The sequence below is a fragment of the Aquimarina sp. MMG015 genome, assembly GCF_018100855.1.
In the GTDB taxonomy this organism is placed as follows: Bacteria; Bacteroidota; Bacteroidia; order Flavobacteriales; family Flavobacteriaceae; genus Aquimarina; species Aquimarina latercula.
Genome location: NZ_JAGJEB010000019.1, coordinates 33,471 through 56,937, shown reverse-complemented (window position 1 = coordinate 56,937; position 23,467 = coordinate 33,471). Strand labels below are relative to the sequence as shown.

The window sequence follows — 23,467 nt, the reverse complement described above, 5'->3', positions numbered from 1 at the left end:
CGTTTCTTTTAATTAGAATTAATAGTTTTTCTGATTAAGCATAGAGTTTAGATTAGTTATTTTTAAAGTATACAATATATAGCCATAATAAAATGAAGGGATTATTACACAAGTTAGTGTTTGTTTTTGTTGTGTTTTTCTTTGTGGGTGCTACATTTTCTCAAGAAAGAAAATTGAGGACCGCTCAAAGCCAATATGATAAATATGAATATATTAATGCGCAAGAGACATATCTTAAAGTAGTTAAGAAAGGATATAAAAGTGCAGATCTTTATAAGAATCTAGGAAATAGCTACTACTTTAATAGTCAATTCGAAGAAGCTTCTAAGTGGTATGAAGAATTGGTAAATTCCTATCCAAGCGAAGTAGAACCTGAATATTATTTCAGATATGCTCAAACGTTAAAATCTGTTGGAAGATATGATGATGCAGATGTATTTATGAATAAGTTTGTAGAAGCGAGTTCAGATGATCAAAGAGCGCAATTGTTTGAAGAAGAACCTAACTATCTTAAAAGAATAGATTTCCAATCAGGAAGGTTCGAAATTGAGAATTCTTCTATTAATTCTTCATATACTGATTTTGGTTCGGCTTTTTTCGGAAGATTTATAGTTTTTAGTTCCTCGAGAGATACTCTTTTATTTAAGAAAACGCTTCATCAATGGAATGAAGAACCATTTTTGGACCTTTATAGAGCAGAATATAACCCCACTAATGGAGAACTTTCTGAAATTGAAAAGTTTGATAGTAAGATAAATAGTAAATTTCACGAGTCTACACCTATTTTTTCTAAAGATGGTAATACTGTTTATTTTACTAGAAATAACTATGATGGTAGAAAATACGGTAGTGATAAGAAAGGAACGAATCGATTAAAAATTTATCGTTCTTATAAGAATACTCAAGGTAGTTGGACGACTCCACAAAATTTACCATTTAATAGTGATCAATACTCCACAGCACATCCAACATTAAGTCTAGACGAGAAAACATTGTATTTTTCTTCAGATATGCCTGGAGGAGAAGGTCAATCAGACATTTACGAAATAGCGATTAATTCTGATGGGAGTTTTGGAGAACCTAAAAACTTAGGAAATAGAATTAATACAGAAGGAAAAGAAACTTTTCCCTTCGTTAGTATTAACAATGATTTATACTTTGCTTCGGATGGTCACATTGGACTTGGTGGTTTAGATGTTTATGTAACTCGATTAAACCCTCAAACAGATGAAGAAAAGTTAATTGTTAACATAGGTAAACCTGTGAACAGTCCTGATGACGATTTTGCTTTTATTGTAGATGATGAGTCTAAAAGAGGATATTTTTCTTCGAATAGAGAAGGAGGAAGAGGGAAAGATGATATTTATAGTTTTCTGCAGTTAGAAGATCTTAAAAGTTTCTGTGAGATTACTATTACAGGTGTTGTTAAGGATAAAGATACTCAAGAATTACTTTCTGGAGCGAAGGTTTCAATCTATGATAGTAGTAATAATCTATTAGAAAGCTTTATTGTCGGAGATGATGCATCATATAGTCATATAGTTAAATGTAGCTCTAAGTACTTCGTACGTGCAGAAAAAGAAGAGTATTTAACATTAGAAAAGCTAGTGAGTACTCCAGGAAAAACAGAAACTTTAGATGTGCCATTATTGTTAGAGAAAAAGATCAAAACTGCTGATGTTGGAGATGATCTTGCTAAAGTATTATCGTTAAACCCTATTTACTTTGATTTTGATCAATATTATATTCGTCCTGATGCTGCTATAGAATTAGCAAAAGTTATCGAAGTAATGAATCAATATCCAGATATGAAAATCGATGTAAGATCTCATACCGATAGTCATGGAAATGATGATTACAACCTTTGGTTATCTGACGAAAGAGCAAAATCTACCGTAAAATATATGGTATCTAAAGGAATTGCAGCGAATAGATTAACCAGTAAAGGATATGGAGAAACACAACCTGTTAATGATTGTGGAAATGAATCTAATTGTAAAAAATCAGAATATCAGCTAAATAGACGAAGTGAATTTATAATCGTTAAATAATAGTATACTTACATAGATTACTAATAAAACTTAATTAAATTAAAAAAACACCTTTACGAGAGTAAGGTGTTTTTTTATTATACAGGTAAACAATTCTTTAATTTATGTCAAAAAATGCATAGATTATGAATTGCTATTACGATTTCGTAGCTTTGAGCCAATACAAAGCAATGAAAGAAGAAAAAGTCATTTTAGTTAACGAAAATGATGAGCAAATTGGGTTGATGCCTAAACTTGAAGCACACGAGAAAGCTATATTACATAGAGCATTTTCAGTATTTATTCTTAATGAAAAAAAAGAACTAATGTTGCAGCAAAGAGCTCATCACAAGTACCATTCGCCAGGTTTATGGACAAATACTTGTTGCAGTCATCAACGAGAAGGAGAAAGTAATATTCAGGCTGGAACAAGAAGATTAGAGGAAGAAATGGGATTTACTACACCTCTTAAAGAAACAATATCATTTATATATAAAGCACCTTTTGATAATGGACTTACAGAACATGAGTTGGATCATGTGTTAGTTGGTCAGTATGAAGAGGATCCTATTATTAATCCAGATGAAGTCTCGGATTGGAAATGGATGCATATAGAAGATGTTAAAAAGGATATTATTGAGAATCCTAATAGCTATACGGCTTGGTTTAAGATCATTTTTGATAAATTTTATGAACATATAGTAATATGAGAATAAAGGCTTGTAGAAAAGCGCATTTTAATGCCGCACATAGATTGTATAGGAAAGATTGGAGTGATGAAAAGAACACTCAAGTTTTCGGAAAATGCAGCAATCCTAGATATCATGGGCATAACTATGAATTAGTAGTAGCGGTTATAGGAGATGTAGATCCAGAAACAGGTTTCTTAATAGATTTGAAAATTTTAAAAGATTATATTAAGTCTGAAGTTGAGGATTATATGGATCATAAAAACCTTAATGAAGAGGTAAAAGAATTTGAAAAATTAAATCCAACTGCGGAAAATATCGCCTTTGTAATTTGGAATAGACTTCGTAAAAAGCTAGATTTAAGGTATGATATCGAGGTTACATTATTCGAAACTCCACGGAATTATGTAATATACGACGGTAAATAAAATCATTTATGGCCTTAGAATTAGGAAGCAAAATTCCCCAATTTTCAGCAATCAAAGATGATGGGGACGATTTTCATAGCGTTGATTATATTGGTAAAATTCCATTGGTAATTTATTTTTATCCCAAAAACTTCACTCCTGGTTGTATAAAAGAAGCTTGTGATTTTAGAGATAGTTACGAAGATTTTAAGAAAGAAGGAGTAGAAGTAATAGGGATAAGTGCAGATAATGTCAAATCTCACGAAAGATTTAAGACTAAATATAGTTTGCCTTTTATTTTTTTATCAGATACCGACGGTAGTTTAAGAAAGCTTTTTGGTGTTAAGTCAGGTTTGTTTGGAGTATTACCAGGAAGAGAAACATATGTTATAGATAAAGAAGGAGTAGTTAGGTTAAAATTTAATAGCATTAACGCTTCGAAACATTTAAAAGAAGCTATTAAAACTGTCAAAAAAATAATGAATGAGTAACGATTCACTTTACATGCTTAAGTTTCAGCCCATTTTAAAGGAAAAAATATGGGGAGGCTCCAAATTAAATAATCTTTTAGGAAAGAAGTCTGAGAGCTCTTTTGTTGGAGAAAGTTGGGAAATAAGTGATGTAGAAGGAGATTGTTCGGTTGTTATTAATGGTGAATTTGAAGGAAAAACACTAAAAGAACTTTTGGCTAATTATCAAGAAGAATTGATAGGACAAAAGAACTTTGATAGATTTGGAGCAAAATTTCCTTTACTAATAAAATTTATAGATGCTAAACAGGATCTTTCCGTACAGTTACATCCTGGTGACGAAATCGCTAAAGCGAAGCATAATTCTTTAGGTAAAACTGAGATGTGGTATATTACGCAAGCTGATAAAGAAGCAAACATTATAATAGGCTTTAATCAAAAAGTAAATTCTGAATTATATCAAAAACATGTTGCCGATAAGACCATCAAGGATATTTTACATTATGAGTCGGTTACCGAAGGAGACACCTTTTTTGTGTATTCAGGGGTGATACACGCAATAGGAAAAGGAGTGCTGTTAGCAGAAATACAGCAAACATCTGATATTACTTATCGAGTTTATGATTGGGATCGTAAAGATTCTGATGGTAACTACAGAGAATTACATCAACAAGATGCTTTAGAGGCAATTGATTTTAGTAATAATTCTGATTATAAAGTTGAGTATACTTCAAAAAAAAATCAAATAACTGATTTAGTTCAATGCCCACACTTTATTACGAACCTTGTAGAAGTGGATAAAGAAATTTCTATGTCACATACTAAACTAGATTCTTTTGTAATATATATGTGTGTAAAAGGTAAAGCTCAGTTAATAAATGGGTCTCAAAAAGTTACTATTGTTGTTGGAGAGACAATTTTAGTTCCCGCTTCGATAAAAGAAATTAACTTGATTTCTGAAGGGGCAAAACTACTACAAGTCTATATTTAAAAGTAAAACCGTTTGATAAATGGTTTAAAAGACTAATTTTGCATAAAATATTTTAGAAAATGGCAAATAAAAGAAATCTTAAGAAAGATATTAACTACGTATTAGGGGATATCATAGAAGAAGTATACATCTGGGAAGAGAATAATCCAGATAAAGATAAAAAGGCAGGAGAAGTTATTATAGATGAGGCAATCAATTCTTTTGATGCTTTTATGGCAAGAGTTAGTGATCGTAATGTAGAAAATGCGGCAAAGCACTTTAAATCTATCAAAGAAGATTTAGAAAAAACAGCGAAGTCTTTAGCTGAAAAAGTAAATTCATTATAATTTTTTTAAAAAAGTATTTGCAAATATGATTTCAGAAATTATATTTGCAACCGCTTTGCCGATGTAGCTCAGCTGGCTAGAGCAGCTGATTTGTAATCAGCAGGTCGTGGGTTCGAGTCCCTCCATCGGCTCTTAGTAGTGTAAGTCCCAATTCCTGAAGGAGTTGGGATTTTTTTTATTGGATAAATTTCCAATTAGAATAGAAATTTAGTTCGAGTTAAATATCTTTCTTAATACGTTCTATTAAATAAACAACCCTAATCTTCTTTAGAAGTTTAGGGCTATTAATGTATTAAGTGATATCACTTACTATTTTTTAATAACGTTTTCACCAAAAAAAATGTGAGATAACTTTTTAGATACAGCAGTTATAGTAAGGATAACTTGGTGTATTTGGATTAGCGGGATGAAAGTAACATCCAGGAATGTAAGTCGCTCCGCATGCTGGATTATTAACTAAATCAGTAGTTGTACAACAAGACAATGAAGGATTACAGCATCCACCGCCTCCAGAACCAGGACGTCCTCCTCCAGAAATACCTTTTTGTTCTTTTCTATTTAATTGTTGAGCCCCTTTTAAGTTTAAAATTTTTTTTAACATAATTGTAGTTTAAAGAGTTAATTGTGAGTCAATTAAGTTAATAAAAATTGTTTTAAGTACCTTGCGGTATTTCTGTCAATATTTTATGGTTAAATTCCGATGTTATTGTTTTTAGAAAAATATATTTACTGATCTTTTTCTACTCTTTCAGCTTCTTTTGTTTTTCTCTCTTTTAAGTAATCAGTTAGTTGTTTGCCATATATTGATTTTTTAACTTTTGGAGATAATGATTTTGCTACAGTATCTAGATATTTAATATTGGCGTCAAAAACTTCGTGAAGAGTTATGTATGGAGCTACTTCTAGTTTTCTATTATTGATGGCAAAATTGATAGTGTACAAATATTTTTGTCGAAGTAGATTTTTGTAAGCGATATCGTTTTTAGCTAATTTTTCATCATCATTCTGTTTCTTTGCCTCATAATCTTCTTTTATGATTCTTAGATTTCTTTCTTTGAATCTTTTATTCATTTTGTTGTACTCAATCAATTTAGTTTGATTTTTGCCTCCGGCAATAATTGCCTCTTTTTCAAAACCATTCAGAGAAGTGTTGATCGTAATTACTCCAGGCTCTGCAAAAAAATCAATACGATCATTAAATTGAGTTCCATCATGTTTATCTAAAAATAAATAATGAATTTCAGGTTCTTGAACAGTAGTTTGAAATGTAAACTGAGGATCTCCATCAATAACTAAAGAATCTAAATTTATTAAGATAGTATCTTTAATTTTTTGAAGATATAATGTTCCTTTTTTAAGTCCTTTTACTGTTCCGTTTATAGAAACATTTCCTTCTTTTTTAGGAGAACTACAACTTAGGATGAGAGTAGATAACAATAATATGGTAAAAAATTGTCGCATTGATGGGTTTTTAATTTTGAAAAAATCGAATACAAAGATGCTATAAATTAGATTGAAAAACTAACTTCCAGAAGCAATTTGCATTAATATTGTACATAGAATAGCACCATAGGTTCCTACCACATAACCAAACACAGCTAAGAGTACGCCAACTGTTGCTAGTGATGGATGAAATGCTGCTGCCACGACTGGAGCTGATGCTGCTCCTCCTACATTGGCTTGGCTACCTACAGCAAGGAAAAAGTAGGGTGCCTTTATTAATTTAGCAACTCCAATTAAAAGAAGCGCATGTATGGTCATCCAAACCAACCCAATTCCAATTAATCCAGGATTTTCTAATATCATTTTCAAATCCATTTTCATTCCAATCGTTGCAACTAGAATGTAAATAAAAATACTACCGATTTTACTAGCTCCTGCTCCTTCATATTTTTTCGCTTTAGTGTATGATAATAGAATTCCAATAGCGGTTGCTATAGTAATCATCCAAAAGAATTGAGATGTAAAGGATGATAGGGCAGAGCTTTTGTCATTAAATACTTCGAAATTGTTCGATAAAAATCCAGACATTCCATTTGCTCCCCAATGTGCTAAGCCTACGGTTGTAAAAGCGATAGATAACATAATTATATAATCCGTTAACGTAGGGTTTCTATTAACGCTTTCTGCATAAGAGGATACCTTTTCTTTTAGTGATTCAATGGCACTACTATCAGCTTTTAGCCATTTGTCAATTTTTTTACTTTTTCCAATACCAATTAGTAAAATAGCCATCCAAAGGTTTGCTACTACGATATCTACTAGTACCATACCTCCATATTTATCAGGATTATATTCGTAAATTTCTAACATAGCGGCTTGATTAGCTCCTCCACCAATCCAACTACCAGCAAGTGTAGATAAGCCTCTCCAGACCGCATCAAAACCAGCACCTCCAACAGTTTCTGGAGAAATCAAAGAGATTAATAAAATAGCGATAGGTCCTCCTATTATAATTCCTATAGTTCCTGTAGCGAACATAATTAAGGCTTTTGGTCCTAAATTAAAGATTGCTTTTAAATCTATACTAAGTGTCATTAATACTAGAGAAGCTGGTAATAAGTATCTACTGGCTATATAATATACATTGGATGATTTTTCGATAATCTCTCCGTCAGTACCTAGTTCTTTCCATTCAGGAGATATAATTCCTAAGGAGTTAAATATAGCTGGGAGTAAATAACAAAGTAATAGTGCTGGAACAAATTTATAAAACCCTTGCCAAAAACTTGTTTTAATCGATGAAGTGTAAAAAACAAGCCCTAAGCATAGCATTAGAATTCCAAAAACAATAGTGTCATTGGTAAAAAAAGGAACATTTTCCATAGTGTGAGTTCATTATATTGTGAGATGCGTTGCAAAATACAATTTTTGGATTAAAATTAAATTAACTTCCTAATGTGAGTTAATCATTAATCCAGCTCTTTAAAATTGCTATCTGTCCTTCAGTAGCGTTAGGATTCTGTTTAAGAATTATTTTTTCTACTGCAGGAGGAATTACTTTAGAAGTAAGTTTTAAAATATTTTGATCTCGTTCGATTGTAAAAACAACATCATCACCAATATTCCATTTATTAGAATCACTAAAAAGATCATAAATGTTTTTTATAGTATATGTTTTACTATCGATACCCAATAGAATATCTCCTCTTTTTATTCCTACTTTTTTAAGAAAGTTATTACGTTCTGCCCCAGCAGTAAAAACTACCTTTTTAGTAGTTTCAGAACCTTTGATAAAGGGTTCTTGTTCATGAATGAAATATTCAGAAGGAATTTCTACAGTATTGTAGATCAATCCAGCTTTTTTTAAGTAATATCCATAATCGATAGGGGTATTATTAATAACATGAGATTTTAGAAAATCTGCTACTTCTGGATAAGAAACTTCTTTTATTACATCAATCAACTCTTCGTCTTTAAAAGGGGTTTCACTTCCAAATCTTCCTGATAATCCTTTTATAAGATCAACAATACCATAAACTCCGCTACTTTTTTCTCGCATTATAATATCAATACACATGGAAATTAGAGCACCCTTTTCATAGACGTTGCCATAATTTTCTAAGTATGGATCTTGCAATATGTTTTTACTCATTTCTGCAAAAGAAAATCTTTGGTCAAAATTTTTAGAATTATTTACTTTTTCTAAAATTCTTTCAAAAAATTCTTCTTTTTCAATGAGTGCTTGATTAATCTGAAATAATAAAGAAAAATATTCAACTGTACCCTCATACAACCATAAATGCTTTGACATTTTTGGGTTATTGTAGTCAAAATTATGAATCTCTTCGGAGTGTATACTTAATGGAGTTATGATATGAAAAAACTCGTGCGAAACAACATCTGTCAGCGATTCATTCAGTTTTTGTAATGGTATCGATTCAGGAAGTACAACAACTGTAGAAGTATTATGTTCTAAGGCTCCAAAACCTTTGGCATCATCACTTTTAGAAGAAGAAAGGTAAAGTATAACACTGTATTTTTTTGTCGTATTGATATATCCTAAAAAATTCTTTTGCGCTCTGATCATGCGTTCCATTTGTGGCATTAATTGCGCAGCACGATGAAGTTTGGTAGGAGAGTAAACACTTAATAAAACCTCAATTTCATTAATATTAAAAGTTATTTTATCCGGAATGGAATACATTATGGGAGAATCAGCTAAATCAGCATATCTCTTAAAAATAAAAACATCTGTATCATATAAAGCTCCTGCTTGAGGCTCTTTTGGTAGATATTCAGATAAAGAAGTTGAAGCTTCCATATCTATAGGATGTTTGATAAAAAGGTTGTACTTATTTTCTTTTTTGTTGTCAAAATATCCTACAAAAGCATATAGGTTAAGAACGAAATTTTTGTTTTGTAGAATATTTGTTCCTGTAGGAGAGAATATTTGATGGTCATTTTCTGTGTCAAAAGTATCGTTCACTAAATAAGTTATGGAACTTAATTGTTTTGCACTGTTTATTTTCCAGCGATTATCTCCGTGTTTTTTTACAGACAATTCATTACCCTCATTATCGAAAGCTTTAAAATCTTCGATGTATTTTCCATAATTATTGTTTTGGTATGTTCCGGGAACAATTTTGGGCAGGTAATAACTGATTGTATCTGAGTTTATGCTATTGATTTTTAATTCTACCTTTACTTTATCATCTATTATATTTACTAAATCTAAGGATGCAATAATTGGTGTAGTATCTACTTTTATTGCAGATTTTGTTGGTTTGCAACCTGTAAAAGAGTAGATAATAAAAATGTGAAATATTAGAATTCTAATCAGAGTAATTTTTTTTAGCACAAGTATTAGATATTGTTTTTTATATATGTAGCAACACCATCTTCTTTTCCGGGTAGTGTTATTACATCAGCAATTTTTAATGTTTCAGGTTTCGCATTGGCAACAGCTACTCCGGTACCAACGGCTTTTATCATAGCAATATCGTTATAATTATCGCCAAAAGCTACTGCTTCAGATAGAGAAATTTTATAATGCTTAGTAAGAAGTAATTCAATCGCAGTTAATTTTGAAATACTTTTATGAGCAATTTCAATATATGTAGGCTTTGATCTATATAAGTGTAATGTTTCGCTAAAATGTGTTTTTAAAAAAATAAATGCTTCTTCAATATATTTTTCATCCCCCATACACATGATCTTATGAGCTCCTTTATTTTCGACTTTCCATTCTTCGATAACTTTTTTTGTTGATTTTACAACTGGAGTTACTTTAGTATTTTGTGATTCTCTATTTGCCCAAAAATCCATTTCAGGAACAAACCAATCATCATTATGATATAAGCTTATATGAAATGAGTTCTTGTTATTAAAGTTGTTCAACTCCTGTATTATATCCGGATGTATAAAAGTAGAATGAATAGGTTTTTTGTCTACTAAAACTAACCCCCCATTATAACAAATTAGTGGAAGATGGGTAATATCCAATTCTTCTTGTAAATGTGTCATAGCACTTGGCATACGAGAAGAAATTAATATGACAGGGATAGTATCTTTTATTCGCTTTATTTCTGAAATAGTAAATTCAGAAAGTTCTCTTTCCGGGTTAAGAAGTGTTCCGTCAATATCAGAAAATACAATACGATGTGAATTCAATTAAATTAGCTTAGGGTTAATGATTCTTCTAATTGGTTAGTCTTTTACGAAGTTAACAATACTAGTGGTAACTTCTGGCATAATTTTAAGCCAGTATTCGTTATAAGATTTATGATTTTCTAGTCTACTACCTTTTATTTCTCTAAGTATATGATTCATATTTTCTATGATCACATACTCCGCATTAGGAACAGCCTCTTTCAATTTTTCTGCTTCAGAGACTTCTACTTGTAGATCTTTATCACCTTGTAATATTAGAATTGGTATTTCTAGGTTCTGTATCTCTTCAGAAGGAGTATACTTAATCCAAGATTTCATAAAAGGCTGTAATTGATAACCAAATATAGATTCTAAAGCTGGATCGTAATCTGTAGCTCTTCCTTTTTCTTTTAATTCAGTAAAAGCTACCGCAGCACTTTTATCCAACCCAGGTGCTTGTTTTTCTAATTGTTGTATTACAATTTGGTCTACCGATTGTGCATTTCCAGCAATTGATATAAAACCATCAACGTTTTCCTGGCCAGCTACAATCCCGATTAAAGAACCTTGTCCATGACCCGCCAAAATAACCTTTGTGTAATTACCATTTTCCTTGAAGTATTTAACTATTGCTTGCGCATCTTGAATAAAATGTTCTAATAAAATTTCGTGCTCTCTAATTCCATAAGCATCAATTTTAAATAGCCTTTTGTCATAACGATACGATGCTACACCTTTTTTTGCTAATGCTATTGCCAATAATTTAAAAGCATCATTTTTAGACATTCTGTCATTACCCTCTCTATTGATAGCTCCAGCATCCATAATAAAAATAACGAGAGGAACATTATCATCGGAGTATGGAGTTGTTAATGTACCTTCGATAAGACGGTTAACTCTAACGGTCGCAGAATTGTATTCTTTTTCTTCTTTCTCTTGAGCCAAACAAAATGTTGTAAAAGCAATCAGAAATAATGAAAATCTTATTTTCATATATATTGGGGTTTATAAGATATGTCTTTATGAAACGATAAATATGCTACCATATTTTTGATCTAAAATTCTTTTGGTAAAATATCTTTGTTAAAAATAACATTTAACGATTCACTAACATACCCTTTTTTATCTTTGCTTCAAAATATATACTAATGATTACTCGATACATTGCCTTTTTATTACTGTTTACTATTTCCTTTAATGCATTCTCATTTAATGATGATTGGGGTAAAACAGGTCATAGGGTTACAGGAGAGATAGCAGATAGCCACCTTACAGAAAAGGCAAAAAGAAATATTGCTAACATATTAAAAGGAAAAGGGTTAGCTTTTGTTTCAATTTATGCTGATGAAATAAAAAGTGATGATCGTTATAGAGGCTATAGTCCTTGGCATTATGTAAACTTTTCTTTTGATAAAAAATACGGAGAAGAAACTCCTAGTAAACATGGAGATTTAGTTCAAGGAATTCAAAAATGTGTAGAGGTTTTGAAAAGTGAGGATTCTTCTGAAGAAGATAAAGAATTTTATCTTAAAATGTTAGTTCATTTTATTGGTGATTTACATCAGCCTTTACATGTAGGAAGAGGAGAGGATAAAGGAGGGAATGATATCCAGGTACGTTGGTTTAGAGATGGGTCTAATTTACATAGAGTTTGGGATAGTGAAATGCTTGATTATTATGGAATGAGCTATACAGAATTAGCCAATAATACAGACGAATTATCATTATCAGAAATAGAAGCTATAAAAAAAGGTGAAGTATTAGATTGGATTTATGAGTCGCAAAGCCTTGCGAAAAAAGTATACGCCTCTGCAAATGTAGGAGAGAAGTTGGGGTACAAGTATATGTATAATAATTTTCCAATTGTAAGAACTCAATTACAAAAGGGAGGAATACGTTTGGCTAAAGTATTGAATGATATTTTTGGTTAAAATAAAACAAGATTTTATTTACTAACTGCAAGATCCTTTCGATACTGCTTAGGAGACATAGAGAAATACTTTTTGAAGGTCTTAGTAAGATGACTCTCATCAGTATATCCTAATTGATAGGCAATTTCTGCAATTGTAAATTCGGTATTCTGTAACCTATATTCTACGAGTTTCATTTTGTATTTGGTTACATATTGATGTATAGATTCTCCCGTTGCTTTCTTAAAATAAGTGCTAATCGAACTCTGCGACATATTGAACTTATTAGCCATATAACTAATCTTGGTAAGGTCATTATCGTATACATGCTGTCTGATGTGACCTAATATCTGATCTATCCTCGAATCATTTATTGAAACATTTCTATTATGAGAACTGTATTTGTCAGAAATATTACGGACTATAATACTTAATATAGTACTGATTGCATTCGAAATAATCTCTTGATAATATATCTTTTCGTTTTTAAATTCTTCCATAACTACATTATGGATATCCCAGATAATACTTCTATCTTCTTCATGTGAAATTACATCTCCAGGGATAATATTAGGATGATGTAGTAGTTGTTCAATTCGTTGTAACCAATATTTCCTATCGGGTAAGTTGACTTTACTAGAAAATAAAAGTTCGGTAAATTTAAAGTGTGTAAAACCAGAATGTTTTTCTATTTCAAAATGATGCGTGTCTTCTGGAGCAAGTAGAAAAATGTCATTTTTTTTATACCGAAATCGAATACCATTAATTGTGTGATAACCACTTCCTTTTTCAACAAAAATGATCTCAAAATAATTGTGATTATGAGGTTCCGCTTCCCATTTATCGAATGAATATTGATGTACAACAAAGGTCTCGTGTAAGGTATAACGATTCATAATCAATTTTTCTTTTGTTTTAAAGTTACAAAAATAAAATCAAACCTAATAACTGTTTTGTACAAGTGTTTTTGAATATTTTTACTTTATTTAACTGATAATTAACTAATTATGTTTTAAAAGTACAAGTGGTTACTATAATTCTACAAGTAGACAGTAAGGAACACTTTATACTTTTGCCCTGCAAATTTTTCACACAAATCGGCAATGAAGTTTAGAGTTTATTTATATGCAGTGGTTCGGATACTGTTTGGAGGTTTTTTGGCACTACATAGTGCCTATAACGTAATTATTTATTCAGAATTTCTGAATGAAGTTGACACCTACTTTACAAAAACAACGGTATTTAAATACGACTTGGTTGAAGCATTAGCTCCGCTGGTTCCTTTTGAAGAGTTTGTTTTGGGGTTATTTCTAATTCTTGGTTATTTTACAAGAAAAGTCCTGATATGTGCATCGATTTTGTTTTTGTTTTTGGCACTTTTTTTATTAGACGTAAATTCAATAGGACTGTCGATATTACATATAGGATTATTTATCCTGACCCTAATATTATGGAAAAAAGATAATTACAATTTAAAATCTATGGATTATTCTCGAGATATGTATCTAATGATATAGATTTTATGTTTTATTCATAGGGATTAAAAGCCTTTTAATTAATAATCCTGAAGGTAAGATTAATTCGCGGATTTGTAATTCTCTTAGATTTTGGTAATTGATGTAACCAATTTTCTTGTGTTTTTCCACGCATTAGAAGTAGACTACCGTGTTGTAATAAAAGTTTTTGCTTTAGTTCTTTAGTTTTATGCTTAAAATGAAACCATCTTTCTTCGCCAAAACTTACAGATGCGATTATTGGTTCTGGACCAAGTTCTTTTTCATTATCAGAATGCCAACCATTACTATCTTGACCATTGCGATATAGATTTAGTAAACAAGTTGTAAAAATCTCCGAACTTACATCTTCTACCTTTTTTTTAATCTTTAATAAATTATCTGTAAATAAATGAGGTTGCATGGTGATATTAGAGTACGAATAGGTATTTTCATTATTAGCATATAAGGCAGTAAGGCGTGGCTGCTTATAGGTTTTACCAAAGACCTTTATGTCATCTTGTTGCCATTGAATAGACTCTTTTAATTGGTTAAATAATTGATCAGCTTCAACTTTTTCAAAAAGAAATGGATAATAATGTACATCTCCATCTGGCATTTTTAGCTGAATATGTTCGTTTTTAGAACTAAATAGATCCAATGATTTTGTTTTTTAAAGATATGATTGTGCCCAATAAACTAAGCCAAATTGAAGTAATAACCTAAATACTAGAATTGATTTTGGCAAATTTAAACCTGCTTTTTTATTTATAAGCATGTGTATATGAACTGGAAAAAATAAAATTAACATGCATATAATAGACCAAACCGAAAAAAAACGTGTCTGAGTAAATAAAAGACCAATACCTGCAATAATTTCCGCGATACCACTTAGGTAGACCAGTTGCCTGTGATATGGAATATATAGCGGCATAATTCTCATAAATGCCTTTGGTTTAATAAGGTGAAAAATACCGGCGATTATAAAAACACCGGATAAAATATACAAATGCCAACTCATTAAATCCCAGTTGTTTTTACCTTACCAGCACTGCTGAGTGCAAAATCTTTACTTCTTTTCATATGTTTTATGAAACTTACTTTTCTAAAACGTAATGCACTCCAATCTTCATCAATAGCTACTTGTCTTACAGGCTCTAAGTTATAATCACCCAAAACTCCCCATCCATGATCTCTTGTGATCTCAGACTTATATTTTTTAGAACTTTTCTTAGGGTAAGCAAACCAAAGAATAGCATCACCAACTAATTTAGGAAAAATAGTTTCGATTCGGTTTTCGATTTGTTTTTGTTCCTTAACAAAGACTAATGCAAAATCAACTTCAGATACTTGTATCAAAGATTCTTTTACTATAACATCCTTTAGGCAATCTAGTTCTTTGCAAAATCCTTCCGGTTCATTCAATATTAATATCTCATCAAGTGATGGAGGTAGTTGTAATTTTTTGAATAATGGAGTCATGAGTTTGAATTTAAGTTTGGTTATCCTGTGTTTACTACAAGATACAAAAAATAGAGAAAGTATAATACAATTATCAAGTCCTTTTGCGCTGGGTAAACGAATACTTTTTTATATACGTCGTTTTTTAAAAGTTTTAAGGCACTTAGTATTTTCCATAAAATTAAAAGAAAAGTTATGGTTAATATAGTATTGTTTTTAAAGCCACACAAACTCACATTATGAATGATTATTTTAAAATTTTCAAACCCTTATGGATAGGATTGATGATAAGCATATTGCTAATGTCATGCGAATCGCAAGAATTACAGTCCGATGATCAACAAACTGTATATGATGATTTTAGCTTAGAGCAGGCATATCCTAATGAAACAGGAGAATTATTGCAAATCATTTTAAATGGAGAAGAAATAAATGTTGAGAGTATTAATAAATATTACATTTTAGAAGGTGATATAAAAATAGAATTATCTGATACAAATAAAGGAGTAGGAAGAACTGGTGGGAGATGGCCTAATAACATCGTGTATTATACTATCCAGAGTGGAATGCCTAATCAAGCTCGAATAACAAATGCAATAGCTCATTGGGAATCCAAAACAGCGTTAAGATTTGTACCACGTACAAACCAATCCAATTATGTGTATTTTAAAAATGGATCGGGGTGTTCTTCTTATGTTGGACGTATTGGAGGGCGCCAAGATATTACGTTGGCAAATGGATGTTCCACTGGTAATACAATTCATGAAATTGGTCATGCTATTGGATTATGGCATGAACAAAGTAGAAAGGATCGAGATCAATACATAAGAGTAGTTTTCGAAAATATTCAAAGCGGTAGAGAATTTAATTTTAAAACTTATATAGAACAAGGTCAGGATGGTAATGAATACACTTCTAATCTGGATCTTGGGAGTATTATGATGTATGGATCATATGCTTTTTCTAAAAATGGTCAACCTACTATAACTCGGATTAATGGAGATACGTATAACGCTCAACGTAATGGTTTGTCTGATAGTGATGTTATTGGTATTAATAAAATGTATCCAGCGCAGGTTTCTAATAATATGATTGAATTAAAAGGGAGTAATGGTAAATATGTGAGCAGCGAAAATGGGAGTAAACCAATGAATTGTAATAGAACGAATCCACAAGTGTGGGAAAAATTTGAAATAGTAACACTGAGTGGTGGAAAAATAGCCATTAAAGGAAATAACGGAAAATATGTAAGCAGTGAGAACGGTGCTAAACCTATTACTTGTAATAGATCACAAATAGGATCTTGGGAACAATTTACATTAGTGAATAGAGGAGGAAATACGTATGCATTAAAAGGTAATAATGGTAAGTACATTAGTTCAGAAGATGGCGGTCAACCAATGACTTGTAATAGAATATCAATAGGGAACTGGGAGGAATTCGTAATTTCGGGATTGTAAACTTTACTGAAGTTGTGAATAAAGAAAACACCGCTTTAAAAGCGGTGTTTTTTGTTTAATTAATATTTTTAGTCAATGATTTTAGAGTTTTCAGGGTCATCAAATAGTTCGCCCTCGTTTTCCAAAAATGTAATATCACTAATAGTAGCTTCGCCTAACTTATCGGTCATTCCTTTTTCTGAAGTCCACCCATAAAACTCCCATCTTGTTGCAAAGGGGATAGAATCAATAGTAATAAAGTCTTTATAATGAATGGCATGCGGATCTGCCTCAGCGTTAGAAATATCACCATCACTTCCGAAAGTAACAATATAAGCAGCAGCTTGTAGTGATTTAGCAACTGGATCAGCATAAATTACATACCAATCATCAGGTGCATCTCCTGTTCCGGCTTCAAAAGTAAGTTTAGCAGTGCTGTGTATGGTATTATTAAGAGTTCTATCATCTTGCATTTCCCATTTCGTACCTGGATCACTTAATTTGTACGGTAACCCAAAGAAATAAGTCCAAGTAAACATATCGAAACGCGCTCCTTTATCATTTGCATCCGCAGGACAGAGATATACATTCTCCCCATCATAAATAAGCTTACTATCATCTTTTTTATCAATTCTTATTTTCGATGAATTTGTGAGCATCGTAACTTTACCCTCTAAATGCTCTTTTCCGTTGAAAAGAATTTTAATATAAAAACTAACTGCCTTGTGATTTAAAAACTTTTCTTTTTTATGCGCCTTTTCTATACTGCTAATAAAATGATCTGAGATTGATAAAGCTCCGTCACCTATTCCGCCATTAGGTTCCACAGGAATAGGGTCTTTAGTCTCAGTAACTTCTGGAGCAGGTTGTTTTTCTTTTTTGTTTTGATTACAACTTAATATAGAGATAGTTAATAATATTATCAAGATTCTTTTCATAATGAGGTTATTTGTGTCAGTAAACTAAAATACTAAAAGCATAACTAGTGATGTAATCTTTATGAAAATTGTAACAGATAGATAACCTTATAAGGCTAGAATAGTAAAGTCATATTTGTTAAATACTAGAAATATAGTAACAAAAATCATTTATCGATTACTAATATATATATATGCTTGTAGAGTAATGTATTATGTAGCAAAAACCTCCTGAAAACTTGGGTCAGGAGGTTTTTTATTTTTTTTCGAATTCAGGACAATCCAATCGGATATCGTTAGAACTTAAATCCTTTTGAATAAGATTACAGAAATCATTGGTTTCAGATTTCTTTTCATAAAATTTACACGCGAAACAGGTTCTCTGAACAGATAAAACACCAGATTTATTTAATTTATAGATTAAAGAACTAAGCGTTGAAAATAGCGATTGTTGCTCTTCAAAATTAAGGGTATCAATTTGTTTCCTAATTGGATTGGCAAAGTTCTCTGTTTCAGAAACACTCTTTTTTCCATTTAATGTTAAACTAATATGATAACTTCTGCTATCAGTGGATGTTTTGTTTTTGGAGATCAGTTTTTTTTGCTCCAAGACCTTAACAGCATCACTAATAGTAGGTTTGGTAAGATTAAATTCTTTAGCTAAATGACTAACTGTGCATTGACTTTCCTTGTGATACGCTACAAAAATCAAGATTTGAATCTGTATAGGGCTTATTTTAAGTTCTTTAGAATATTCCCATAACAAAACACGGAAAATTTCAGAAATACGTTCTAAACCAATAACAATTTTAGCATTGATATCTTCATGTTGAAACGGTATATTGAAAATACTCTTATCCATATAAAACTAATAAGAAAGTTTTGCTTTCTTATTTGCAAAGTTAGTTATCCTAATTAGTTAATTCATTACTAATTACAATTTTCCATTTCGATTATAGCATAACCCTTAGTTTCTATAAGATTTACAATTTCTGGAGAAGCGGTTTCAATATGACAAAACCTACATTCTTTAGCAGTCAAACTAAGAGTTTTAAAAGTTTTAGTACTTAAGTACTTTTTTCCATATGCTAAAACCTGATCTTCATCCATGCTTTCATTTGAAACAAGGATGTCAAAATGCATTAGCAATCCATCTTTTCGATTTACATAAGTATCCCAAACAGCTATTTTCATTTTCTTTTTATTTGAATTCAACATTATACGGAAGTGAGAGATCGGTACTTAAAACACTATATACTTTATAAACACCGAGCATAGGAAACTCTTTTTTTTCAGTATTTACCTGCATATAAGCGGAAACTGCATCAAATTTGAAATTAGTTTGATTGCTTATTCGGTAATCGGGGATAACTACTTTGATTGAGTTTCCTTTAGTAATCACTTGAAAACCTGGAGAATCCATATACATTGGCATTCCCGGATTAGTAGGAGGAAGTTTAATAGTTTTATCATCTTTTTTAAATTGCTTTACTGATAATCCACCTTTGACTCTTTTGTCCGAATGCAGAACTACCCAATGTGGATGCCATACGATACCATCGTTATCATATCTCTTGTCAGAGTTTTCATCCCATAAAGGAGTGTCATCAAAATCGGGATGTGATGTTAATGCCAGGGCAATAATTCCTTCAGTACTATTAAAACCCACATCGGTAGGTTTTAATGTAGTTGGAAAAACATATCCCAAAACTGGAGCCCCATGAAGCTGCCCTACTGGTTCAGGAGTGGTTTCTCCTGCCTTTCCTTTTACTTTAATTTCCCAAATGGTACTGGATAGTTCCTCTAGATGAGTAACACTAACTTCAATGATCTTTAAATTATCATTATCGTATTTTTTGCACTCGTCACAAGCAAATAATACATTACTTAATAGTATCAGTATTAAAAAAAACATATGTCTCATAATTTCTATTAGTTTTAGAATAGTTAGGATTCTTTTGATTAGGAATCCTAACTATTTAGTTTAAATTTTTTTATTTTTTTACATCAGATAAAGATGCGCCAAAATTAATATGTAATACGTTGCCGTTAGCTGTCACTAGCGCTGGAACCGATTGGACACCTGCTTTTTCTGCGTTACTAATTAGTGATTGATCCTCTCCTAGATGAACAACTTCTACATTTGAAGCTCCGATTAGATGTATAAGGTCTTGTTCTGCACTTACACAAACGGGACATCCTGCATGATAAAAAATTGATTTACTCATTTTGATAATTTTTAAGGTTTAAAAAATTCTGAAACAAATATAGTAAGGAATCCTAATTAAATAATATTTTTTATAAATTTTAACATCAAAATAACTTTAGTCGTATCCATGATAAATAACGTATCGATGTTATAAAAGCATATTTTGTTATTAGTTTTAGTTTATTTATAAATCACCTAATTTCCTGTTCTGATTTTAATTCCTTTAATAAGTTTTCTTCATCTTCTAATGAAGGTTTTTCTCTTCTAGTAAAAAATCTTGGAAATAAGCCTATATACTTGTTAAATAAATCTATTTCTGTATCGATTAAGTCAGTATCTTCATTTTCAACAAGTGTGTCTATAAGATCTCTATAATATGTTACATTGTCCATAATACTTTCGAAATGTTCTTGTTGATTTTCATAGGATAGATTTGCAAAGTATTGTAATTGTTCCTGATATTTCTTAGCTACTTGTTTCCAAAGAGACCTTGCTTTTTCTTGTTTATTTATCTGATAATAACTATTTATAAAATCGTGTAAAGGAGTATAATATTCATAGAATTCCAAAGGCATTTTTTCTATTCCTAAATCTAGAACTTCTTCTGCTTTAATTAACTTATTTTCTTTTATTAATTGATTTGCGAGTCTACCTAAATTGGTCCTGTATGATATCCCATTTCTTCTAGTTTCGGGATCGTGATAAATCTCTGTACTATCTCCATTTCCCCAGTCCCAAGCTTTTACGTTTTGATACATAATATCCGTATTCACTCTTCCTAATTGATAGGGATTGTTTGGATTTACTTTTGTTTTAATAGGGACAAGTTTATAGGTCATTCCATCTAGCTGTAAATAATCTTTCATCCAGATGTAATCGTCATCGCCAAAACTACCTCCTGTAAAATAAATAGGACGTTCCCAGTTGTTATTCGCAATGATATCTAACATGACTAATCTATGTTTTGGGATGTAATTTCCTTTTAAATGAATATCTATATAAGGTACAATCTTATCGGCATCTTTTTCAGAAACGATACCATTTTTAAGGATTTTTTCTTTATCAACCGGAATCCTAATGTTTTTAGTAGGAAAGGTGGATACTGTTTTTCCATTCATAAGTTCACCCTTCGTTCTTGGATCATTAGAAGTTATCCATCTCATCCAGTTTTTAATATGCATGGTATCCTTTGTTACCTCTTTAAAGAAAACAGCATCGTTGTTTCCATATGCATAAAAATTGTGTTCTAATTGTGATGGTACAGGTTTGCCATCATAGGCTGCCTTTTTCATTTGATCAACATACCAATCTGTAGCCAATAAATTCGTAATTAAAATTCGTATATCTGTCCGATAACCTTCTATCTCTTGTGTATACCATAATGGAAAGCTATCATTATCTCCAATAGAAAATAAAATAGCATCTTTCTGACAAGAAGATAGATACGTTTTTGCAGAAGATTGAGCAGTGTATCGATTGGATCGATCATGATCATCCCAGTTTTGAGAAATTAATAATGAAGGTACTGCAAGTAATGAAATTGCAATAGCTAAATATGCAGCCTTTTTAGTACTAATCTGATTTTTTAAGATATCAAAAAGAGCATAGACTCCAAATGCAATCCAAATTGCAAATACATAAAAAGAACCCACCAAGGCGTAATCTCTTTCTCTTGGTTCAAAAGGTCTTTCATTAAGATATATTTTTAATGACAACCCCGTAAATAAAAAGAATACCAATAATACCCAGAAATTTTTTCTATCCATTTGGAAGTGAAAAACGAATCCTACTAACCCTAAAATTAAAGGAAGAAAGTAGTAGGTGTTTCTTGCTTTATTTTTTAATGTATCCGTTGGTAAATTGTTTTGAGAACCTAAACGAGATTCATCGATAATAGGAATTCCACTGAGCCAGTTTCCATGCAAAGAAGATAGTTTGCCTTGGACATCATCTTGTCTTCCAACGAAGTTCCACATAAAATACCTCCAATACATATAGTTGATTTGGTATTGAAATAAATAGGATACATTATCAAAGAAAGAGGGTGGTTTTATATCTAAAAACTGACCGAATGACTCTAAGAACTTGTGATAATCATCATAATCTAATTCGCCAGACGCATACTTTTTTCTAAAATCAATGACTGTGTCAATCAGTTCTTGTTGATCTTGATATTCATTTTTAACAGAGAACTCTAAAGGTCCACTGAATAACATATAATTACTAATATGTTCTGTGCTCCACATTCTTGGTAATAAAGTTTTATGAGTATTATCTAAGTTTTGTCGTGCATTTTTCCAATCATTAACAATCACATATTTTTTTGTATTTATGTCTTTTTCATATTTAGGTTTGTCGTCTAAATAGGGTTCTTGTTCATCTAAGTTTCCGTATATTTCAGAGAATTGAGGTCCGTAAAACAGATGAGTTTTTGGGTATTGTTCTAGATTGTAATAAGCTAATAATTCTCGAGCGTTATTTGGATTATTTTCATTTATAACGGTACCTGCATTTGCTCTAACAGGAATCATTAACCAACTAGAAAATCCTATTAGAATAAAAAGAATGCAGAGTAGAGAAGTGTTCATCAAAGGATACCCTTTTTTTCTGGTAAATCGAAGGCCCATATAAAAACAAATGATCAAGCTTATACCTGCTATTATAGTTCCTGAGTGAAAAGGCAATCCAATAGAATTTACAAAGAATATTTCCGAAGTTCCAAAAAATGCTAATGTGTAAGGTAGTAACATTTTAAAAATGAAAAGTAATGTAGCTATTACAATAATATTAGCAACAATAAAATTTTTGAACGTTACGGTTTTATAGTTTTTGAAATAATATAACAAACCTATTGCAGGAATAGAAAGCAATCCCATAAAATGAACACCAAAAGATAGCCCAATAATAAATGAAATTACAATGATCCATTTGTTTCCTTTAGGTGTATTCATATCCCGCTGCCATAAAAGCCCTAAATAGAACATAACTGATAGTATAAGAGTAGCCATTGCGTATACTTCGGCTTCTACTGCATTGAACCAAAAACTATCAGTAAAAGCAAATGCTAAGGAGCCAGTAAAGGCGCTACCTAGTATTGTTATGGCTGAGCTAGTTGTAAAACTTGATCTAGAAATTGCTAGATTTTTAAGAAGCAAGGTAATCGACCAAAACATAAATAATATAGTAAATGCACTTGCAATTCCAGAGGTAATATTTAAGGTGTATGCTATTTGCTCTGGAGCAGTAGCGAAAAGAGAAGCAAATGCACCGATCATCTGAAATAAAGGAGCACCTGGAGGATGTCCAATTTGCAATTTAGAAGAAGCAGAAATGTATTCTCCTACATCCCAAAAACTATTTGTAGGTTCTGCAGTTATTATATATACTACCAAAGAAATAGTAAATACGGTCCAGCCAAGTACTAAATTCCATTTTTTAAAAAGAGAAATATTCATTCGTTTTGATTGCCTTTGTTTTGGTAATCAAAAGAAGTGTATATATTAAAAAAAGTGTGATTTTAGAAGTCGTAATAA

General features: G+C 31.2%; 25 protein-coding genes and 1 tRNA gene. 10 read left to right on the top strand and 16 right to left on the bottom strand.

Annotated features, from left to right (window positions below; all coding sequences use genetic code 11):
- The first annotated feature begins 92 nt into the window (after positions 1-92).
- The 7 genes from J8L88_RS22855 (at position 93) to J8L88_RS22825 (ending at position 5,044) form a co-directional block, all read left to right on the top strand.
- Positions 93-2,051: an OmpA family protein gene (locus tag J8L88_RS22855; protein ID WP_211061973.1), complete on the top strand. Its 1,959-nt coding sequence runs from the start codon at positions 93-95 to the stop codon at positions 2,049-2,051.
- Between the two features lie 170 nt (positions 2,052-2,221).
- Positions 2,222-2,740 carry an isopentenyl-diphosphate Delta-isomerase gene (idi, locus tag J8L88_RS22850; protein ID WP_027392357.1) on the top strand — a complete coding sequence of 173 codons (519 nt, stop codon included), beginning with the start codon at positions 2,222-2,224 and terminating at the stop codon, positions 2,738-2,740.
- Positions 2,737-3,147: a 6-carboxytetrahydropterin synthase gene (locus J8L88_RS22845; protein WP_027392356.1), complete on the top strand. Its 411-nt coding sequence runs from the start codon at positions 2,737-2,739 to the stop codon at positions 3,145-3,147. The genes idi and J8L88_RS22845 overlap by 4 nt, the downstream gene beginning before the upstream one ends.
- 8 nt (positions 3,148-3,155) lie before the next feature.
- Positions 3,156-3,617 (top strand): peroxiredoxin, encoded by a 462-nt coding sequence (locus J8L88_RS22840; RefSeq protein ID WP_027392355.1) that lies wholly within the window; start codon positions 3,156-3,158, stop codon positions 3,615-3,617.
- Complete coding sequence (locus tag J8L88_RS22835; protein WP_211061971.1) at positions 3,610-4,587, top strand: type I phosphomannose isomerase catalytic subunit; 978 nt, start codon at positions 3,610-3,612, stop codon at positions 4,585-4,587. The genes J8L88_RS22840 and J8L88_RS22835 overlap by 8 nt, the downstream gene beginning before the upstream one ends.
- A gap of 59 nt (positions 4,588-4,646) precedes the next feature.
- Positions 4,647-4,913: a hypothetical protein gene (locus J8L88_RS22830; protein ID WP_027392353.1), complete on the top strand. Its 267-nt coding sequence runs from the start codon at positions 4,647-4,649 to the stop codon at positions 4,911-4,913.
- A 57-nt stretch (positions 4,914-4,970) separates the two neighbouring features.
- A tRNA-Thr gene (locus J8L88_RS22825) sits at positions 4,971-5,044 on the top strand.
- Positions 5,045-5,268: 224 nt separating this feature from the next.
- Here J8L88_RS22825 and J8L88_RS22820 read toward each other — a convergent pair.
- The 6 genes from J8L88_RS22820 to J8L88_RS22795 form a co-directional block, all read right to left on the bottom strand.
- Positions 5,269-5,514, bottom strand: coding sequence for a hypothetical protein (locus J8L88_RS22820; RefSeq protein WP_027392352.1), 246 nt, complete (start codon positions 5,512-5,514; stop codon positions 5,269-5,271).
- A 125-nt stretch (positions 5,515-5,639) separates the two neighbouring features.
- Positions 5,640-6,374 carry a DUF4369 domain-containing protein gene (locus tag J8L88_RS22815; RefSeq protein WP_027392351.1) on the bottom strand — a complete coding sequence of 245 codons (735 nt, stop codon included), beginning with the start codon at positions 6,372-6,374 and terminating at the stop codon, positions 5,640-5,642.
- Between the two features lie 60 nt (positions 6,375-6,434).
- The gene (locus J8L88_RS22810) at positions 6,435-7,739 is read right to left on the bottom strand and encodes a DUF819 domain-containing protein (RefSeq protein WP_211061969.1); all 1,305 of its coding nucleotides are present in this window, start codon (positions 7,737-7,739) and stop codon (positions 6,435-6,437) included.
- Positions 7,740-7,818: 79 nt separating this feature from the next.
- Positions 7,819-9,714, bottom strand: coding sequence for a peptidase M61 (locus J8L88_RS22805; RefSeq protein WP_211061968.1), 1,896 nt, complete (start codon positions 9,712-9,714; stop codon positions 7,819-7,821).
- A gap of 5 nt (positions 9,715-9,719) precedes the next feature.
- Positions 9,720-10,526, bottom strand: a complete 807-nt coding sequence (locus J8L88_RS22800) for a Cof-type HAD-IIB family hydrolase (RefSeq protein ID WP_118389622.1) — start codon at positions 10,524-10,526, stop codon at positions 9,720-9,722.
- A 36-nt stretch (positions 10,527-10,562) separates the two neighbouring features.
- A complete protein-coding gene (locus J8L88_RS22795) occupies positions 10,563-11,498 on the bottom strand; it encodes an alpha/beta hydrolase (protein ID WP_027392347.1) in 936 nt (311 codons plus the stop codon).
- A gap of 155 nt (positions 11,499-11,653) precedes the next feature.
- Here J8L88_RS22795 and J8L88_RS22790 point away from each other — a divergent pair, with 155 nt between their 5' ends.
- Entirely contained in the window at positions 11,654-12,436 is a 783-nt protein-coding gene (locus tag J8L88_RS22790; protein ID WP_211061967.1) for a S1/P1 nuclease, read from the top strand.
- A gap of 14 nt (positions 12,437-12,450) precedes the next feature.
- Here the strand turns inward: J8L88_RS22790 and J8L88_RS22785 are convergent, their stop codons facing one another.
- Complete coding sequence (locus J8L88_RS22785; protein ID WP_211061966.1) at positions 12,451-13,311, bottom strand: AraC family transcriptional regulator; 861 nt, start codon at positions 13,309-13,311, stop codon at positions 12,451-12,453.
- Positions 13,312-13,518: 207 nt separating this feature from the next.
- Between J8L88_RS22785 and J8L88_RS22780 the strand changes: the two genes are divergently transcribed.
- A complete protein-coding gene (locus J8L88_RS22780; protein ID WP_027392344.1) occupies positions 13,519-13,932 on the top strand; it encodes a DoxX family membrane protein in 414 nt (137 codons plus the stop codon).
- A gap of 34 nt (positions 13,933-13,966) precedes the next feature.
- Here J8L88_RS22780 and J8L88_RS22775 read toward each other — a convergent pair whose 3' ends face one another.
- From J8L88_RS22775 to J8L88_RS22765, 3 genes are read right to left on the bottom strand one after another with little or no spacing between them, the layout of a single operon-like run.
- Complete coding sequence (locus tag J8L88_RS22775; protein WP_027392343.1) at positions 13,967-14,569, bottom strand: alpha-ketoglutarate-dependent dioxygenase AlkB; 603 nt, start codon at positions 14,567-14,569, stop codon at positions 13,967-13,969.
- Between the two features lie 12 nt (positions 14,570-14,581).
- Complete coding sequence (locus tag J8L88_RS22770) at positions 14,582-14,929, bottom strand: MauE/DoxX family redox-associated membrane protein (protein ID WP_211061965.1); 348 nt, start codon at positions 14,927-14,929, stop codon at positions 14,582-14,584.
- Positions 14,929-15,390 carry a hypothetical protein gene (locus J8L88_RS22765; protein WP_027392341.1) on the bottom strand — a complete coding sequence of 154 codons (462 nt, stop codon included), beginning with the start codon at positions 15,388-15,390 and terminating at the stop codon, positions 14,929-14,931. Before J8L88_RS22765 ends, J8L88_RS22770 begins: the two co-directional genes overlap by 1 nt.
- A 281-nt stretch (positions 15,391-15,671) precedes the next feature.
- Here J8L88_RS22765 and J8L88_RS22760 point away from each other — a divergent pair, with 281 nt between their 5' ends.
- The gene (locus J8L88_RS22760; RefSeq protein WP_247666535.1) at positions 15,672-16,829 is read left to right on the top strand and encodes a M12 family metallopeptidase; all 1,158 of its coding nucleotides are present in this window, start codon (positions 15,672-15,674) and stop codon (positions 16,827-16,829) included.
- A gap of 68 nt (positions 16,830-16,897) precedes the next feature.
- Here J8L88_RS22760 and J8L88_RS22755 read toward each other — a convergent pair whose 3' ends face one another.
- From J8L88_RS22755 to J8L88_RS22730, 6 genes are all read right to left on the bottom strand, one after another.
- Complete coding sequence (locus tag J8L88_RS22755; RefSeq protein WP_027392339.1) at positions 16,898-17,746, bottom strand: DUF6503 family protein; 849 nt, start codon at positions 17,744-17,746, stop codon at positions 16,898-16,900.
- Between the two features lie 235 nt (positions 17,747-17,981).
- Complete coding sequence (locus J8L88_RS22750; protein ID WP_027392338.1) at positions 17,982-18,587, bottom strand: MarR family winged helix-turn-helix transcriptional regulator; 606 nt, start codon at positions 18,585-18,587, stop codon at positions 17,982-17,984.
- Between the two features lie 68 nt (positions 18,588-18,655).
- The gene (locus J8L88_RS22745; protein WP_027392337.1) at positions 18,656-18,919 is read right to left on the bottom strand and encodes a DUF2024 family protein; all 264 of its coding nucleotides are present in this window, start codon (positions 18,917-18,919) and stop codon (positions 18,656-18,658) included.
- Between the two features lie 7 nt (positions 18,920-18,926).
- The gene (locus tag J8L88_RS22740) at positions 18,927-19,649 is read right to left on the bottom strand and encodes a hypothetical protein (RefSeq protein ID WP_211061963.1); all 723 of its coding nucleotides are present in this window, start codon (positions 19,647-19,649) and stop codon (positions 18,927-18,929) included.
- Positions 19,650-19,719: 70 nt separating this feature from the next.
- Positions 19,720-19,953: a thioredoxin gene (locus J8L88_RS22735; protein WP_027392335.1), complete on the bottom strand. Its 234-nt coding sequence runs from the start codon at positions 19,951-19,953 to the stop codon at positions 19,720-19,722.
- Between the two features lie 172 nt (positions 19,954-20,125).
- Positions 20,126-23,389 (bottom strand): protein O-mannosyl-transferase family, encoded by a 3,264-nt coding sequence (locus J8L88_RS22730; protein WP_211061961.1) that lies wholly within the window; start codon positions 23,387-23,389, stop codon positions 20,126-20,128.
- Positions 23,390-23,467 lie beyond the last annotated feature (78 nt).

Excerpts from the sequence above, each read along its gene's own strand:
- J8L88_RS22855 (WP_211061973.1), top strand. The coding sequence starts at position 93 with ATGAAGGGATTATTACACAAGTTAGTGTTTGTTTTTGTTGTGTTTTTC.
- idi (WP_027392357.1), top strand. The coding sequence starts at position 2,222 with ATGAAAGAAGAAAAAGTCATTTTAGTTAACGAAAATGATGAGCAAATT.
- J8L88_RS22845 (WP_027392356.1), top strand. The coding sequence starts at position 2,737 with ATGAGAATAAAGGCTTGTAGAAAAGCGCATTTTAATGCCGCACATAGA.
- J8L88_RS22840 (WP_027392355.1), top strand. The coding sequence starts at position 3,156 with ATGGCCTTAGAATTAGGAAGCAAAATTCCCCAATTTTCAGCAATCAAA.
- J8L88_RS22835 (WP_211061971.1), top strand. The coding sequence starts at position 3,610 with ATGAGTAACGATTCACTTTACATGCTTAAGTTTCAGCCCATTTTAAAG.
- J8L88_RS22830 (WP_027392353.1), top strand. The coding sequence starts at position 4,647 with ATGGCAAATAAAAGAAATCTTAAGAAAGATATTAACTACGTATTAGGG.
- J8L88_RS22820 (WP_027392352.1), bottom strand. The coding sequence starts at position 5,514 with ATGTTAAAAAAAATTTTAAACTTAAAAGGGGCTCAACAATTAAATAGA.
- J8L88_RS22815 (WP_027392351.1), bottom strand. The coding sequence starts at position 6,374 with ATGCGACAATTTTTTACCATATTATTGTTATCTACTCTCATCCTAAGT.
- J8L88_RS22810 (WP_211061969.1), bottom strand. The coding sequence starts at position 7,739 with ATGGAAAATGTTCCTTTTTTTACCAATGACACTATTGTTTTTGGAATT.
- J8L88_RS22795 (WP_027392347.1), bottom strand. The coding sequence starts at position 11,498 with ATGAAAATAAGATTTTCATTATTTCTGATTGCTTTTACAACATTTTGT.
- J8L88_RS22790 (WP_211061967.1), top strand. The coding sequence starts at position 11,654 with ATGATTACTCGATACATTGCCTTTTTATTACTGTTTACTATTTCCTTT.
- J8L88_RS22785 (WP_211061966.1), bottom strand. The coding sequence starts at position 13,311 with ATGAATCGTTATACCTTACACGAGACCTTTGTTGTACATCAATATTCA.
- J8L88_RS22780 (WP_027392344.1), top strand. The coding sequence starts at position 13,519 with ATGAAGTTTAGAGTTTATTTATATGCAGTGGTTCGGATACTGTTTGGA.
- J8L88_RS22770 (WP_211061965.1), bottom strand. The coding sequence starts at position 14,929 with ATGAGTTGGCATTTGTATATTTTATCCGGTGTTTTTATAATCGCCGGT.
- J8L88_RS22765 (WP_027392341.1), bottom strand. The coding sequence starts at position 15,390 with ATGACTCCATTATTCAAAAAATTACAACTACCTCCATCACTTGATGAG.
- J8L88_RS22760 (WP_247666535.1), top strand. The coding sequence starts at position 15,672 with ATGTCATGCGAATCGCAAGAATTACAGTCCGATGATCAACAAACTGTA.
- J8L88_RS22755 (WP_027392339.1), bottom strand. The coding sequence starts at position 17,746 with ATGAAAAGAATCTTGATAATATTATTAACTATCTCTATATTAAGTTGT.
- J8L88_RS22750 (WP_027392338.1), bottom strand. The coding sequence starts at position 18,587 with ATGGATAAGAGTATTTTCAATATACCGTTTCAACATGAAGATATCAAT.
- J8L88_RS22745 (WP_027392337.1), bottom strand. The coding sequence starts at position 18,919 with ATGAAAATAGCTGTTTGGGATACTTATGTAAATCGAAAAGATGGATTG.
- J8L88_RS22740 (WP_211061963.1), bottom strand. The coding sequence starts at position 19,649 with ATGAGACATATGTTTTTTTTAATACTGATACTATTAAGTAATGTATTA.
- J8L88_RS22735 (WP_027392335.1), bottom strand. The coding sequence starts at position 19,953 with ATGAGTAAATCAATTTTTTATCATGCAGGATGTCCCGTTTGTGTAAGT.
- J8L88_RS22730 (WP_211061961.1), bottom strand. The coding sequence starts at position 23,389 with ATGAATATTTCTCTTTTTAAAAAATGGAATTTAGTACTTGGCTGGACC.